The 15,173-nt window shown below is 65.6% G+C and carries 13 protein-coding genes; 6 read left to right on the forward strand and 7 right to left on the reverse strand.

What is annotated here, in order from left to right:
• Positions 1-112: 112 nt before the first annotated feature.
• Positions 113-1,201, reverse strand: a complete 1,089-nt coding sequence (locus tag AC1DJN_RS02180) for an OmpA family protein (RefSeq protein ID WP_478038715.1) — start codon at positions 1,199-1,201, stop codon at positions 113-115.
• 358 nt (positions 1,202-1,559) lie between these two features.
• Here AC1DJN_RS02180 and AC1DJN_RS02185 point away from each other — a divergent pair, with 358 nt between their 5' ends.
• The 5 genes from AC1DJN_RS02185 to AC1DJN_RS02205 all read left to right on the forward strand — a co-directional run bounded on the left by AC1DJN_RS02185 (position 1,560) and on the right by AC1DJN_RS02205 (position 6,906).
• Positions 1,560-2,579: a zinc-binding alcohol dehydrogenase family protein gene (locus tag AC1DJN_RS02185; RefSeq protein WP_442251717.1), complete on the forward strand. Its 1,020-nt coding sequence runs from the start codon at positions 1,560-1,562 to the stop codon at positions 2,577-2,579.
• A gap of 105 nt (positions 2,580-2,684) precedes the next feature.
• Positions 2,685-3,314 carry a membrane protein YczE gene (yczE, locus tag AC1DJN_RS02190; RefSeq protein WP_032977425.1) on the forward strand — a complete coding sequence of 210 codons (630 nt, stop codon included), beginning with the start codon at positions 2,685-2,687 and terminating at the stop codon, positions 3,312-3,314.
• 105 nt (positions 3,315-3,419) lie between these two features.
• On the forward strand, positions 3,420-5,450 hold the full coding sequence (locus AC1DJN_RS02195; protein ID WP_478038719.1) for an FAD-dependent oxidoreductase: 2,031 nt from the start codon (positions 3,420-3,422) through the stop codon (positions 5,448-5,450).
• 299 nt (positions 5,451-5,749) lie between these two features.
• Complete coding sequence (locus tag AC1DJN_RS02200) at positions 5,750-6,208, forward strand: cell wall hydrolase (protein WP_025878087.1); 459 nt, start codon at positions 5,750-5,752, stop codon at positions 6,206-6,208.
• An 86-nt stretch (positions 6,209-6,294) separates the two neighbouring features.
• A complete protein-coding gene (locus AC1DJN_RS02205; protein ID WP_099841973.1) occupies positions 6,295-6,906 on the forward strand; it encodes a glutathione S-transferase N-terminal domain-containing protein in 612 nt (203 codons plus the stop codon).
• A 65-nt stretch (positions 6,907-6,971) separates the two neighbouring features.
• Here the strand turns inward: AC1DJN_RS02205 and AC1DJN_RS02210 are convergent, their stop codons facing one another.
• The 6 genes from AC1DJN_RS02210 to AC1DJN_RS02235 all read right to left on the reverse strand — a co-directional run bounded on the left by AC1DJN_RS02210 (position 6,972) and on the right by AC1DJN_RS02235 (position 13,675).
• Positions 6,972-8,015: a suppressor of fused domain protein gene (locus AC1DJN_RS02210; RefSeq protein WP_478038721.1), complete on the reverse strand. Its 1,044-nt coding sequence runs from the start codon at positions 8,013-8,015 to the stop codon at positions 6,972-6,974.
• A gap of 46 nt (positions 8,016-8,061) precedes the next feature.
• Positions 8,062-8,565: a hypothetical protein gene (locus AC1DJN_RS02215; protein ID WP_032977431.1), complete on the reverse strand. Its 504-nt coding sequence runs from the start codon at positions 8,563-8,565 to the stop codon at positions 8,062-8,064.
• 226 nt (positions 8,566-8,791) lie between these two features.
• Positions 8,792-10,672, reverse strand: a complete 1,881-nt coding sequence (gene prpE / locus AC1DJN_RS02220; protein WP_478038724.1) for a propionate--CoA ligase — start codon at positions 10,670-10,672, stop codon at positions 8,792-8,794.
• A 660-nt stretch (positions 10,673-11,332) separates the two neighbouring features.
• Positions 11,333-11,947: an RluA family pseudouridine synthase gene (locus tag AC1DJN_RS02225; RefSeq protein ID WP_025879434.1), complete on the reverse strand. Its 615-nt coding sequence runs from the start codon at positions 11,945-11,947 to the stop codon at positions 11,333-11,335.
• Positions 11,948-12,070: 123 nt separating this feature from the next.
• Positions 12,071-13,057, reverse strand: a complete 987-nt coding sequence (locus AC1DJN_RS02230) for a malate dehydrogenase (RefSeq protein ID WP_025879435.1) — start codon at positions 13,055-13,057, stop codon at positions 12,071-12,073.
• 126 nt (positions 13,058-13,183) lie between these two features.
• Positions 13,184-13,675, reverse strand: coding sequence for a peptidylprolyl isomerase (locus AC1DJN_RS02235; protein ID WP_025879436.1), 492 nt, complete (start codon positions 13,673-13,675; stop codon positions 13,184-13,186).
• 239 nt (positions 13,676-13,914) lie between these two features.
• On the opposite strand from AC1DJN_RS02235, the gene AC1DJN_RS02240 reads away from it, so the two are divergent.
• The coding region (locus AC1DJN_RS02240) for a GTP-binding protein (RefSeq protein WP_478038726.1) at positions 13,915-15,173 on the forward strand (1,259 nt) is incomplete at its 3' end.

The raw sequence follows: 15,173 nt of genomic DNA on the forward strand, positions 1-15,173 counted from the left end.
TTACCGACGAACGGTCACCATTCCAGCGCTGATTCATCATTGCGGACCGCACAAACAACAAGACCCGGCCGAAGCCGGGTCCTGCTGTGTCTTACTGGCAGAGCGTCAGAACTTAGTTCTGGACGTTCAGCTCGGTACGACGGTTCTTGGCGCGACCTTCCGGATTGTCCGAACCATCCGGGTTGGTGTTCGGCGCAATCGGACGGCTCTCGCCGTAGCCGATCGGACCGGCCAGACGGCCAGCGTCGACGCCGTTCTTGGTCAGGTAGTTGTACACAGCGGTAGCACGACGCTCCGACAGCTTCTGGTTGTAAGCGTCGGTACCCTTCGAGTCGGTGTGACCGGCAACTTCAACGCGCAGATCCGGGTAACGCTTCAGGATCTCGGTGGCTTCGCTCAGGATGGCCACAGCGTCCGGACGCASGTTCGACTTGTCGAAGTCGAAGTTCACGCCCTTCAGGTCGATCGAGACCGGCACCGGGCAACCGTCCGGACCGATGGTCTGACCCGGCTGCGAGTTCGGGCACTTGTCGTCGCAGTTGTTGACGCCGTCACCGTCGTCATCCAGGTCGGCGCAGCTCGGGGCAACCGGAGCCGGAGCCGGAGCAGCAGCCACCGGGGCCGGGCCCAGCGGGATCACGACGCCGACCGAAGCCAGCACGTCGCCGAACCAGCTTTCGTCGCGCGCGGCGATGCTCTGGTCGTCGAAGTCAGCGCGGTAGGCCACTTCGGCGCGGACAGCAACGCGCTTGTCGAAGGTGGTCTGCAGGCCGACGCCGAGCTTGGCAGCCAGGTTGCCGTCCTTGCGGTCAGCCAGGCCACCGGCGATCGGGTTGTACTCTTCTTCCGACTTCTGGTAGCCCAGGCCGCCCACGATGTAGGGGTTCCAGCCGCGGCCTTCCTTGATGAAGTGGCGACGCAGATCGAACGACACGCCGTACTGCGACCAGTTCTTGTCCTGGTTGGCGTCGAAGTTCGGGTTCTGGTAGTTCAGCTCACCATCCAGCGACCAGTTCGGGCTGATGAACTTGCCCAGACCCAGGGTCACGAACGGAGCGTCGTTGGTCAGGCGGTCGTTGTCCTGGAAGTTGAAGCCGGCCGAACCGGTCAGGTACCAGCGGTCATCGAACTCCTGCGCCGACGCAGCCTGGGCGAAAGCCAGACCGCCCAGCAGCGCGGCAGTAAGGATCTTCTTGTTCATTGAGTACAGCTCCTATTTCGGGGGTATGAAACCGGTAGAGGCATGGGCCAGCACTACTGCGTCGATGTTCAGACAGCCGATTCAGCACGCCACCGCCGCGAACATTATGCTCGGGCGGGTGAAGGTCATGTTAACAGTCCCGTAACATGTGAAGCGTCGTGCGCGACCGGCTACCGGCCCGACGTTGAAACCCTATACAGGATGATGAAAATCCGCAAGACCCACACACCACAAGGGTTTGGAAGGGTTTAAGAGCCAGATGCGACAGTTTTGACGCTGATTGTCACAAAGCGATTCAGCGCGCGCCCATCGAGGTGAGGAACCTTATGATGCAGACAGGAACCGAGCTGGAGCTGCAATGAAAGCCGTCGCCCTGTGCCGTGACTCCGCCCCTGCCCTGCGCGATCTGGTGCTGCCACCGCCGCAGCCGCCACGTGGCCGTGACCTGCTGATCCGCGTCGAAGCACTTTCCGTCAATCCCGTCGACGGGAAGCTGCGTGCAGCCACGTCGGCMGCGTCGCTGGATACCCCGCGCATTCTCGGCTGGGACGCGGCAGGGGTGGTCGAAGCGATGGGCGAGGAGGCCAGCCTGTTCGCCTCCGGTGACGAGGTCTACTACGCAGGAGATGTCACCCGCCCTGGCTGCAATGCACAGTATCAGCTGGTGGATGAGCGGCTGGTGGCACGCAAACCGACCACCCTCGATTTCGCCGAAACGGCCGCACTGCCGCTGACCACCCTTACTGCCTGGGAACTGCTGTTCCAGCGCATGCCCCTGCAGCTTGATGATCGCCGCCACGCCGGCCAGCGCCTGCTGGTGATCGGTGGTGCCGGCGGCGTCGGCTCGATGGCGATCCAGCTGGCCCACCACGCGGGGTTTGAGGTCATTGCCACCGCCTCGCGTGAAGCCTCGATCGACTGGTGCCGGCGGATGGGCGCCCAGCATGTCATCGACCATCGCCAGCCCCTTTTGCCGCAGCTGCAGGCGCTTGGCTTCGACGAAGTGCAGGTGGCACTCAACCTGGCCGACACCGATCACTACTGGGACGAACTGGGCCAGCTGCTGGCACCACAGGGACATGTAGGCCTGATCGTGGAACCCCGCGGCCCGCTGCGCATCGGCGATCCCTACAAGGCCAAGTGCATCGGCATCCATTGGGAATTCATGTTCGCCCGCGCGCGCTTTGCCACCGCCGACCGCATTGAGCAGCACCGCATCCTCAACCGCGCCGCCAGCATGATCGACGCGGGCCAGTTGCGCGGCACGCTGAGCGAAGTGCTGGGCCCGATCAATGCGGCCAACCTGGATGCCGCGCATCAGCGTCTGGCCGGCGGCCGCACCATCGGCAAGCTGGCGCTGGCCGGCTGGGACGACTGATTCACCGCCCACAGCCTGTCGCAGTGGATTGGCCGGCATCTGTATCTATTGAACGCTCCGTTTCGGGGATAGGGTGGAAACAGATTTCCCTCCCCCGAGCCCGTCATGCCCTCCGCCCTGCCCCTGCGCCTGCTGCAACTGATCATCGGCCTGTTCCTCTACGGCTTCGGCGCCTCGCTGATGATCCGCGCCGCGATCGGTGTCGCGCCGTGGGACGTGCTGTCGCAGGGCATTGCTGCACAGACCCCGTTGTCGTTCGGCTTGGCCACCAACGTGATCGGCGCGCTGGTGCTGCTGCTGTGGTGGCCGCTGCGGCAGAAGCCAGGTGTCGGTACCGTGCTCAACGTGATGCTGATCGGCCCTTCGGCCCAGTTCGGACTGTGGCTGCTGCCCCCGGCCGTCGGCCTCGGCTGGCAGGTGGCGATGTTCTGCGCCGGCATGCTGCTGGTGGCGCTGGCCACCGGCCTGTACATCGGCGCCAAGCTCGGCCCTGGCCCGCGCGATGGCCTGATGACCGGACTGCACGCGCGCACCGGCTGGCCGATCTGGAAGGTGCGCAGCCTGATCGAAGGCAGCGTGCTGCTGCTGGGGTGGTGGCTGGGCGGCAATGTCGGCGTCGGCACGCTCGCCTTCGCGTTGCTGATCGGACCGTTGTGCGGGGTCACGCTTGGCTGGTTCGGGATCGGCCGCACACCGGTAGTGCCGGCCGCTGGCCGGCAACCGCAATCGCCCTGAGCTGACCGGTAGGCCGGGCATGGCCCGGCGCTACCGCGCGAGCAGCCCTTGCCCCGGGAGCCGTTTCGCGGCACCCTTCGCGCTTCCGTACGCAAGCGTATCGACATGTCGCCAGCCAACGAAAGCGCCTACCCCCACCTGTTCGCCCCGCTGGACCTGGGCTTCACCCAGCTGCGCAACCGGGTGCTGATGGGCTCGATGCATACCGGCCTGGAGGACCGCGCACGCGACTTCCCGCGCCTGGCCGCCTACTTCGCAGAGCGCGCCGAGGGTGGCGTCGGCCTGATCGTCACCGGTGGTTTCGCGCCGAACGTGGTCGGCTGGCTCAAGCCTTTCGGCGGCAAGCTGTCCTGGCCTTGGGAAGTGCGCCCGCATCGGCAGTTGACCGCCGCCGCGCACCAGCACGGCGCAAAGATCTGCCTGCAGCTGCTGCATGCCGGGCGCTACGCCTATCACCCGCTGTCGGTAGCGCCGTCGAAGCTGAAGGCGCCGATCAATCCGTTCACCCCGCGCGCCTTGTCGGCCAGCGGCGTCGAGCGGCACATCGCCGACTATGCACGCAGCGCGAAGCTGGCCCGCGAAGCCGGCTACGACGGCGTGGAAGTGATGGGCTCGGAGGGTTACCTCATCAACGAGTTCATCGCCCCGCGCACCAACAAGCGCAACGATCGCTGGGGCGGTGATGCCGCACAGCGCATGCGCTTCGCGGTGGAGATCGTGCGCCGCATCCGCGAAGCCTGCGGCCCGGATTTCATCATCATCTACCGCCTGTCGCTGGTCGACCTGGTCGAAGACGGCAGCAACTGGGAAGAGATCGTGCAGCAGGCCCAGGCCATCGAGGCCGCCGGTGCGACGATCCTCAATTCCGGCATCGGCTGGCATGAAGCGCGCATTCCGACCATTGCCACGTCGGTACCGCGTGGCGCATTCGCCGCGGTCACCGCCAAGCTCAAGCCGCATGTGTCATTGCCGCTGGTGGCGACCAACCGCATCAACATGCCCGAGGTCGCCGAACGCATCCTCGCCGATGGCGGTGCCGACATGGTGTCGCTGGCCCGTCCGCTGCTGGCCGACCCGCAGTGGCCGAACAAGGCCCGCGCCGGCCGCGCCGAAGCCATCAAYACCTGCATCGSCTGCAACCAGGCCTGCCTGGACCACGTGTTCGAAAACAAGCTGGCCAGTTGCCTGGTCAACCCGCGTGCCGCCCACGAGACCGAGCTGGTCTACACCCCGACCACCGCACCGAAGCGGGTGGCCGTGGTCGGCGCCGGCCCGGCCGGCCTGGCCTGCGCTACGGTCGCTGCCGAACGCGGCCACCAGGTCACCCTGTTCGACGCCAGCGAGGAGATCGGTGGCCAGTTCAACGTGGCCAAGCGCATTCCCGGCAAGGAAGAGTTCCACGAGACCCTGCGCTACTTCCGCCACAAGCTGGGCGAGACCGGCGTGCAGCTGCGCCTGGGCACCCGTGCCGACGCGGCCAGCCTGGCCGGCTTCGACGAGGTCGTACTGGCCACCGGCATCCTGCCGCGCAAGGTCGACTTCCCCGGTGCCGACCACGCCAAGGTGGTCAACTACCTGGACGTGCTGCTGGGCCGGGTCGAGGTGGGTGCCAGCGCCGCCATCATCGGCGCAGGTGGCATCGGCTTCGATGTCGGCGAGTTCCTTGCCCATGACGGCCCCTCGCCATCGCTGGACCCGCAACGCTGGATGGCCGAATGGGGCGTGGATGCCACCTTCGAGGCCCGCGGTGCACTGGCCCGCCCGRCCGTGGAGGCGTCGCCGCGCAGGCTGTGGCTGCTGCAGCGCAGTGCCGGCAAGCCCGGGGCACGCCTGGGCAAGACCACCGGCTGGATCCACCGCGCCACGCTGAAGGCCAAGGGCGTGCGCATGCTGGGTGGTGTCGAGTACCTCGGCGTGGACGATGCGGGCCTGCGCATCCGCGTGGACGGCAGCGAACAGCTGCTGCCGGTCGACCACGTGGTGATCTGTGCCGGCCAGGAACCGCAGCGCGTGCTGCAGGCCGAACTGCAGGCAGCAGGCATCGCCTCTCACCTGATCGGTGGTGCAGACGTGGCCGCCGAACTCGATGCAAAACGTGCGATCGATCAGGGCAGCCGGCTCGCCGCCGCGCTCTGATGAGCACCTGAATGGGGACCGGAATGTGATTTCCGTCACCGGCCCCCAAGCTGAATGTCAAGCCAGACGATTCAGGATGCGTTCGGCAATGCCCCCCTACCTTGCGCCGACTTTCTGCTCACCAGCCAGTTTCCGGTGAGCCGGTGCGGACCCCGCCGATCGATCCACGATCGTGTTCTTGGGGCCGCCCACGGGGCAGCCCCGATGGYCGCCTCCCCATGACGCCAAGTCGTACCCCGCCTCCAGCAGCCTGCGCTGCCGGAACCGCCAGGTGCGTCCCACACGGAGCAAGGAGTTATATGAAACTGGCCTGGATTCTCTGGCTGTCGCAGTTGCTGCCGCAGCCGGCCGCTGATTCATTGTGTTTGAGCACCACCGTTTACCTGGAAGCCCGCGACCAGACCCTGCGTGGCCAGCAGGCCGTGGCCGAGGTCGCCCTGCGTCGCCTCGACAGTGGCCTGTGGGGCGACTCGATGTGCCAGGTGGTGACCGCGCGCAAGCAGTTCGCCCCCACCATCGTCTCCCCCGGCACCCAGCTGGGCAACGATGCGGCGTGGAGTGAAGCGATGGACGTGGCCTTCGACGCCGAGCGCAACTGGGCGCTGCCGGCCGGCGAGCGCCGCGAGATCGTGCCTGGCGCCAGCCACTTCGCTGCGCTGGCCATCGCCAGCCCGAACTGGCGCAACGCCTACCAGGTGGCCACCATCGGCGATCACACCTTCTACAAAGTGCAGAACCTCAAGCCCCGGCAGTCGTAACGATCCGTTGCCGGTGGCAGCGTTGCCGCGTGCGGCTGGGCTCTGGGATAGTGGTGGTTTCCCGCCACACCCCGCCTGGAGTTCCCATGAAGCTGTACAGCAAGCCCGGTGCCTGTTCCACCGCCGACCACATCGCACTGCAGTGGACCGGCCAGCCGTTCGAGGTTGAACTGCTGAACAAGGACACCCTGAAGGGTCCGGAATTCCTCAAGATCAATCCGGCCGGCGCGGTACCGGCGATCGTCGATGGCGACTTCGTGCTGGTGCAGAACGCGGCGATCATGGGCTACATCGCCGACAGCTACCCGCAGGCCGGTCTCGGCGGCGATGGCAGCCCACGCCAGCGCGCTGAAGCCACCCGCTGGCTGGCCTTCGTCAACTCCGACGTGCACCCGGCGTTCTCGCCGCTGTTCGCGCCGGGCAAGTTCATCGCCGATGAAGGCCAGTACGACGCGATCCGCGCCGCCGCGCACAAGCGCCTGCGCGCCCTGTTCGAGACCGCCGACAGGCAGCTGGCCGACAAGCCGTGGCTGGCCGGCTTCCGCAGCTTCGCCGATCCCTACTTCTACATCACCCTGCGCTGGGCGGCCGGCACCAAGGTCGACCTGTCGGGCCTGGACAACCTGGCCGCCTACAAGGCGCGCATGGATGCCGATCCGGGCGTGCAGGCGGTGCTGAAGGCCGAAGGCCTGGCCTGATGGAATCGGGGTCGGATCCGTCTGCGCAGCAGGCGGCTCCGACCCCATCGGTGCCATCGGCGCGGTCAGCCGATTTCGCGGATCACTTCGCCCTTCGCATCGCGCAGGAACGTCGGCACCACTTCAACCTGCAACGTATTCGACACCGGGTAGGTCCCGCGTTGCGGCCGCACGTCATGCCAGGCCTGCAACGCCGCCTCATCCAGTATCCAGCGCACGTTGTCGTCCTCGACCGCGACCGCGCCATCGGTGGTCGGCATGAACTCCCATTGTCGTTCGCGGCTGACCAGCGTCAGTGCCTTGCCGTGGCGCAGGCGCAGTGGCAGCAGCTCACCCACACTGCCGACCTGCCCGGCCCCCAACACCAGCGTGGTGATACCCGCCGTCTGCCGCCAGTCCAGCGTCTCGATGAACAACATGCCGGTACTGGATCCCTCACGCTCGCTGCCAGCCTCCACCCGCGCGGCCAGCGCCGGATCGTCCAGCAGATTGCCGCGATGCAGATCGGTGATCCACAGCGGCATCGCTTCCTCAAGCACCTGCAGGACACCGCGCGTGGACCAGCGCTTGATCGCGTCCATTTCCTCGTCGGTCAGCCCCACCACCTGAAGGAACTGCAAATGTCCATTGGCGGTGTCGCGCGGTGGCAACTGCGGATCGGCAACGAATGCCAGATGGCAGAGACGGGTGTCGGTCTCCAGCGCGATCGGGCCATTGGCGTTGAGGTGGTGGCCATCCTCGAACACATTGCCGCTGCTGAACACATAGCGCGCCAGATTCTGCAGCAGGTTCATCGGCCACGCAGGCGGCGTGCTGCCTGCATCCTCCCCCTTGTCCGCAGCCAGGCGGAACGTCAGCTCGAAACCATAGCCASTGGTGGCCGCATCACTGCTCTCTTTTGCATACAGTTCTGACAGGCCGTAGGTGACGTAGTGCCAATGCGGAACCGGTGATTCCGCCCAGTACACGCTGATGCCATCGAGCGGATCCTGGCCACCCAGCGTGTACGGCAGCGCGGTACCGAAGTGACGCGGCTCCTGGCCGGCGTACAGCGGTGCCAGCGCGGCATTGATCGCATCCCAACCGGGGGTATCGGTGTCGTCCTGCATGCGGGGCTCCTGGGCGGAAAAAGAGCGGACCACTTTACCCCGCGCGTCAGCCGGGCACGACCTCGGCAGTGACCGGTGCCATCGAGATCTGGATCTCCTGCCACCAGCGCTGGGCCAGCGCCGGGCTGCGTGCCTTGCCGATCGCGGCGATCATTTCCGGGCACAGTTTTTCCAGGGCGACCGCGTCGGTACAGCGCTCGATCTTCAACTGCATGAAGTAGCCTTTCAGGCCCAGATGGCGGCGCACGGCATCGCTCATCGCGTCGTACAACTGCTGGTACAGCGCCGGATCCTGCTCACGGCCGCTGCACAGCCCGCGCTGCGGTACAGGTTCGGCCCTGCCGCCGACCACTTCGATCAGGCCCAGTGCAGCCAGCTGCTGCAGCGCATCCGGCGGCGCGCGCAGTCCCTCGAACAAGCCGCGCAGTTCGCTTTCATCGCGCTGGCCGTCAACCATCAACAGGATCGAACGCAGCGCCGCCGGCAGGCGCCGGGCACGATCTTCGATTTCCTTGCGGCCAGCGGCCGTCTTGGCATGCAGCAGTGCCATAGCTCCCCCTTCCCACGATGCGATACGCATGCGCGCCCTTGCGGGCACGCCCCCTGTTCGCCATCCCCGGGTGGCACGCGCGTTCCCCGGCGCGTGACGCGTGTTGCAGGTCGATGACAGGCGGAGCTTAGCGCATGTCCTGGCAGGCCTGGGTAGCGCCAGGCCATGCTTGGCGGCTTTTCCGCGCTTTGCGCTCGCCGGGCATGGCCCGGCGCTACCACCCCGATCAGCGTCCCAGCGCGCGGCGGATCTCTTCCAGCGCGCCCGGGTCGTCCAGCGTCGACAGGTCGCCGGGGTCGCGCTGCTCGGCCAATGCCTGCAGCGAGCGACGCAGCAGCTTGCCCGAACGGGTCTTGGGCAGCGCGTTGACCACATGGATGTGCGCCGGTCGCGCCACCGCACCCAGCGAGGCGGTCACCGTGGCCATCATCTCGGCCACCACTGCGGCCGGGTCTTCGCCATCGAGCCCCTGCTTGAGGGTGACGAACACCAGCGGCACCTGCCCCTTCAATTCGTCCTTCACCCCGATCACCGCTGCCTCGGCCACGCGCGGGTGACTGGAGATGGCCTCTTCGATCTCACGCGTGCCCAGACGGTGCCCGGCCACGTTGATCACATCGTCGGTGCGGCCGAGGATGAAGGTATAGCCATCGTCATCGCGGATGGCCCAGTCCAGCGAGCTGTACAGCAGTTCCTTGAAGTGGCTGAAGTAGCTCTGCAGGAAGCGGCTGTCGTCATTCCAGACCGTGCTCATGCAGCCCGGCGGCAACGGCGGCGTCATCACCAGCACACCCTTCTGCCCGGCAGCCACCTCTTCACCGGTGTTCTCGTCGATCACCTTCATCCGGTAGCCGAGGTTGGGGAACCYGGGCGAGCCGAACCGCACCGGCTTCATGTCCAGCCCAGGCAGCAGGGTCAATGCCGGCCAACCGGTTTCGGTCTGCCAGTAGTTGTCAATGATCGGCTTGCCCAGCGCGTCGCTGATCCAGTGCGCGGTCGGCTCGTCCAGCGGCTCGCCGGCCAGGAACAGATACTTCAACGCATCCAGGTCGTGGCGGTGGATGAAATCGGCATCGTGCTTCTTCAGCACGCGGATCGCCGTCGGCGAAGAGAACATCGTGCGCACGTTGTACTGCTCGCACAGCGCCCACCAGATGCCCGGATCGGGGTTGGTCGGCAGCCCTTCGTACAGCAGCGAGGTGCAGCCGCCGATCAACGGGCCATACACGTTGTAGGAATGGCCCACGGCCCAGCCGACATCGGAGGTGGAGAACATCACCTGTCCCGGCTTGCAGTCGAACACGGTCTGCATCGACTGCGCCATCGCCACCGCATAGCCACCGACATCGCGCTGCACGCCCTTCGGCTTGCCGGTGGTGCCGGAGGTGTACAGCAGGTAGCTGGGCTCGCTCGATTCCAGCCATTGCACCGGCACATCGGTCTGCCCGATCTGCGCACGCAGGGTGGCGTACTCGACGTCGCGCCCTTCGATGCGTGGCTCGGCCGGGTCCAGCCCGCGCGAAACGATCAGCACGTGCGGCGGCGGACTGCTGGCTTCGGCGCAGGCGGCATCGACCATCGTCTTGTACGGAATGAGCTTGCCGCCACGCATGCCGGCATCGGCAGCGATCAGCAGCTTCGGCTTGGCATCGTCGATGCGCAGCGCGAGGTTGTGCGCAGCGAAGCCACCGAACACCACCGAGTGCACCGCACCGATACGTGCACAGGCAAGCATGGCGAACACGGCCTCGGCCATGTTCGGCATGTAGATCACCACGCGGTCGCCGTGGCCGACGCCGAGGTGCTTCAGCACGGCGGCGAAGTCGTTCACTTCGCGATACAACTGGCGATAGGTGATTTCGCGGGTGCTGTTGGTTTCGGTGGAGATGGCGACCAGTGCGAGCTGGTCCGGGCGGTCGGCCAGATGCCGGTCGACGGCGTTGTAGCAGAGGTTGGTTTCACCACCCACGAACCAGCGCCGGAACGGCGGGTTGCTGTAGTCGAGCACCTGTTGCGGCGGCGTGTGCCAATGGATGCGCTTGGCTTCCTCGCCCCAGAATGCCTCCGGCTCGTCGATCGAACGGCGGTAGGTTTCCTCGTAGTTCATGACGCAGCCCTCCCAGACAAAGTCATGGCTTCGAGCATAGTCCGGCGCTGGCGCGTGGGCCGCCCTACCTTGGTAGGGGGTGTGTTGCCGGCAGGGCTGCGCCCTGCACCCGCCGAAGCAACGGCAACCGCAACCGCAACAGCAACAGCAAGTATTCCTTGGGATGGCGGGGTGGGTCCGATTGCGGGGGACGCCGTGAATACGTCCATGKAGGCTCGGTCGCGCCATCCATGGCGCTCACGCCCCCGCAACCGGACCCACCCCGCCTTCGACAATTTCCCGCTGCTGTTGGGCTACAGTTTCCCGCTGCTGTTGGGCTGCTGTTGGTAGCTGTCGACCTTGGTCGACACGTAGATCCACGCCATGCGTGGATGCTTTTCGATGAACTGTCGAAATATTCGATTCCGATGGATTTGATCCACGCAAAGCGCGGACAGACCTCCGTCACCGGAGATCTGCCGAAGGCGGGGCGGTGCGGGTTGGCAGGACCGTTGGCGCCATGGATGGCGCCATCGAGCCCCCATGGATGGGTTAACGGCGTGTCCTGCCAACCCACACCGCCCCGCCCAACACGCAGAAATCCAGAGCTGCCTTGGCTTTTGACATTGCTTCGGTTCGTAGCAGGGTGCAGGGCGCAGCCCTGCCGAACACCCTACCCTTCTAGAACGGAGTCGTAGACTCGAACGCGAGCGCCTCGCCCGTCACCGGATGAGTGAACTGCAGTTTGCGCGCATGCAGGCACACGCGCTGCGCGGCCTCTGCGCCATACAGCACGTCGCCGACGATTGGATGACCCAGGCTGGCCATGTGCAGGCGCAGCTGATGGCTGCGGCCGGTGACCGGTTCCAGTTCAACGCGCGTGCGTTGCGCCTCGGTGTCACGCGACAGTACCCGCCATCGGGTCAGTGCCGGCTTGCCGCGTTCGTGGTCGACCATCTGCTTGGGCCGGTTCGGCCAGTCGACGATCAGCGGCAGGTCCACTTCACCGGCATCATCTTCCAGCAGCCCCTGCACGATGGCTTCATAACGCTTGCCCACCTGGCGCTTCTCGAACTGCATCGACAGCGCTACCTGCATGTCCTTGCCGCGCGCGTGCAGCAGCAGGCCAGAGGTGACCTGGTCCAGGCGATGCACGGTCAGCGCATCGGCATACACCGCCTGCAGCCGTGCGACCACGCAGTCCTGGTTCTCCGCCGAGCGGCCGGGCACGGACAGCAGGCCGGCCGGCTTCTCGGCCACCAGCAGCGCGTCGTCGATGTAATGCAGAAGGATCATATCGTTGCCAGGTACTCCATACGAAAACGGGGAAGCCGAAGCCTCCCCGTTTCCTGCGTACCGGCCAACGGCCGGTACCTATCCTGATGGAAAGGTGCCGGCAGGGTGCCGGCACCGACCGCATCAACCCAGCAGGTGGGCGACGCCGGCGCGCTCTTCTTCCAGCTCGGCCAGGGTCTTGTCGATGTACTTCTGGCTGAAGTCGTCGACCGGCAGATCCTTGACCAGGGTGTACTCGCCGTTCTCGGTGGTGACCGCGAAGCCGAAGATCACGCCTTCCGGAATGCCGTAGGAACCGTCGGACGGCACGCCCATGGTGACCCACTTGCCGTTGCTGCCCAGCACCCAGTCACGCACGTGGTCGATCGCTGCGTTGGCCGCCGAAGCTGCCGAGGACGAGCCGCGGGCTTCGATGATCGCCGCGCCGCGCTTGCCGACGGTCGGGATGAAGGTGTTGGCATTCCACTCCTGGTCGTTGATCGCATCGGCGATCGACGCACCATCGGCGGTGGCGAAACGGTAGTCCGGGTACATGGTCGGGCTGTGGTTACCCCACACCACCAGCTTCTCCATGCCGGCGACCGGCTTGCCGAGCTTGGTCGACAGCTGGCTCAGCGCACGGTTGTGGTCCAGGCGCAGCATGGCGGTGAAGTTGCGCGGGTTCAGGTCCGGCGCCGACTTCATGGCGATGTAGGCGTTGGTGTTGGCCGGGTTGCCGACCACCAGCACCTTCACGTCACGCTTGGCGACCTTGTTCAGTGCGGCGCCCTGGGCGGTGAAGATCTTCGCGTTTTCCAGCAGCAGATCCTTGCGCTCCATGCCCGGACCGCGCGGACGTGCGCCGACCAGCAGGGCGATGTCGGCGTCCTTGAAGGCGACTTCAGCGTCGTCGGTACCGACCATGCCGGCCAGCAGCGGGAACGCGCAGTCTTCCAGCTCCATCATCACGCCCTTCAGGGCGGCCTGGGCCTTGTCGACCGGCAGCTCCAGCAGCTGCAGGATGACCGGCTGGTCCTTGCCCAGCATTTCACCGGAGGCGATACGGAACAGCAGGGCGTAGCCGATCTGGCCGGCGGCGCCGGTCACGGCAACACGAACAGGTGCTTTCATGGGGATTTCCTCTGCTAAGAAGCTAAGTAGCGTTGTGGGAGATGGCCGCGCGGGCGGGGACAGGCCTGGCGGGGCGGCCGCAACATGGAAACGGCCCCCTCTGCAGGGGGCCGTCCGGGTATTGGATCAGGCGGCGAGGATCTTGTTCCACTCACCCACGCGCTCTGCCTGGGCGGCGAGCACGGCGTCGGTGTCGCCTTCCAGGGTGATCGAATGGATCACGTCGCCCTGCTTGACCGAATCAACGATCGCCTGGCCTTCCAGGACCTGGCCGAACACGGTGTGCTTGCCGTCCAGCCAATCGGTCTTGATGTGGGTGATGAAGAACTGGCTGCCATTGGTGTTCGGGCCGGCGTTGGCCATCGACAGCGAGCCGATCTGGTGCTTCACACCATTCTTCTCGTCTTCGAACTTGTAGCCCGGGCCGCCGGTGCCACGACCCTGCGGGCAGCCGCCCTGGATCATGAAATCGGGGATCACGCGGTGGAAGATCAGGCCGTCATAGAAGCCGCGCTTGACCAGGTTCACGAAGTTGGCGACCGTCAGCGGCGCCTTGTCGGCGAACAGCTCGACCTTGATCGGGCCCTGGGTGGTGTCGAAAGTGGCGATGAGGGACATGCAGATCCTTGGGATGCGGGGTGTGTAATCAGCCCCATAAGGATACACCTCCCCCGTGGCATGGGCGGCTTCGACCATGTGCGCAGACAGGGTCTTCAGCCTGCGGACGGGCAGCGCCGGGGGGCAGGCTGAATGGGGGCCTCAGCGGTCCTGAAATCCAGGTTTTCGCCAATCGTCAAGTTCGACGTATAATGTTGGACTTCTTTTTCCAAATCCGGCGCCGACTGGCCCCCTTTCGTATGTCCATCGAAAACCTTCGCAACATCGCCATCGTCGCTCACGTCGACCATGGCAAGACCACCCTGGTCGACCAGCTGCTGAAGCAGTCCGGCACCCTGTCCGAGCGTACCGTCCTCGCCGAGCGCGTGATGGACAGCAACGACCAGGAAAAGGAACGCGGCATCACCATCCTGGCCAAGAACACCGCCATCACCTGGGAAGACAAGAAGACCGGTATCAAGAACCGGATCAACATCGTCGACACCCCCGGACACGCCGACTTCGGCGGCGAGGTCGAGCGCGTGCTGTCGATGGTCGACACCGTGCTGATCCTGGTCGACGCGATGGACGGCCCGATGCCGCAGACCCGCTTCGTCACCCAGAAGGCCTTCGCGATGGGCTTCAAGCCGATCGTCGTGGTCAACAAGGTCGACCGTCCGGGCTCGCGTCCGGAGTGGGTGATCGACCAGGTCTTCGACCTGTTCGACAAGCTCGGCGCCACCAATGAGCAGCTGGACTTCCCGATCGTCTACGCCTCGGCCCTGAACGGCTACGCCGGCCTGGAAGACACCGTGCGCGACGGCGACATGACCCCGCTGTACGAAGCGATCATGCAGCACGCGCCGAAGCCGGAAGTGGACCCGGAAGGTCCGTTCCAGATGCGCATCAGCCAGCTGGACTACAACAACTTCGTGGGCGTGATCGGCATCGGCCGCATCCAGCGCGGCACCCTGAAGAAGAACATGCAGGTCGCGGTGATCGACCGTGAAGGCAAGAAGCGCAACGGCAAGGTTGCCCAGGTGCTGGGCTTCCTGGGCCTGGAGCGCATCGAGCAGGACACCGCCGAAGCCGGTGACATCGTCGCCATCTCCGGTATTCCGGAGCTGACCATCTCCGACACCCTGTGCCACCCGGAAACCCCGGAAGCCCTGCCGGCACTGACCGTCGACGAGCCGACCATCTCGATGACCTTCCAGGTCAACAACTCGCCGTTCGCCGGCAACAAGGACCTGTCCGGTGGCAAGTTCCTGACCAGCCGCCAGATCAAGGACCGCCTGGACCGCGAGCAGGTCCACAACGTGGCCCTGAAGGTCGAACAGCTGGAAGACGCCGACAAGTTCCTGGTCTCCGGCCGTGGCGAACTGCACCTGTCGGTGCTGATCGAGAACATGCGTCGTGAAGGCTACGAGCTGGCCGTGTCGCGCCCGGAAGTGATCATCAAGCAGATCGACGGCCAGGCCATGGAGCCGATCGAGCAGCTGGTGGTGGACATCGAAGA

It is taken from the genome of Stenotrophomonas sp. 05L414_2, from assembly GCF_056397905.1.

What these genes read in the sequence shown, in the direction of transcription:
- AC1DJN_RS02205 (WP_099841973.1), top strand. Translation starts at nt 6,295, where the DNA reads ATGAAGCTGTACAGCAAGCCCGGTGCCTGTTCCACCGCCGACCACATC.
- AC1DJN_RS02215 (WP_032977431.1), bottom strand. Translation starts at nt 8,565, where the DNA reads ATGGCACTGCTGCATGCCAAGACGGCCGCTGGCCGCAAGGAAATCGAA.
- AC1DJN_RS02225 (WP_025879434.1), bottom strand. Translation starts at nt 11,947, where the DNA reads ATGATCCTTCTGCATTACATCGACGACGCGCTGCTGGTGGCCGAGAAG.
- AC1DJN_RS02200 (WP_025878087.1), top strand. Translation starts at nt 5,750, where the DNA reads ATGAAACTGGCCTGGATTCTCTGGCTGTCGCAGTTGCTGCCGCAGCCG.
- yczE (WP_032977425.1), top strand. Translation starts at nt 2,685, where the DNA reads ATGCCCTCCGCCCTGCCCCTGCGCCTGCTGCAACTGATCATCGGCCTG.
- AC1DJN_RS02230 (WP_025879435.1), bottom strand. Translation starts at nt 13,057, where the DNA reads ATGAAAGCACCTGTTCGTGTTGCCGTGACCGGCGCCGCCGGCCAGATC.
- AC1DJN_RS02235 (WP_025879436.1), bottom strand. Translation starts at nt 13,675, where the DNA reads ATGTCCCTCATCGCCACTTTCGACACCACCCAGGGCCCGATCAAGGTC.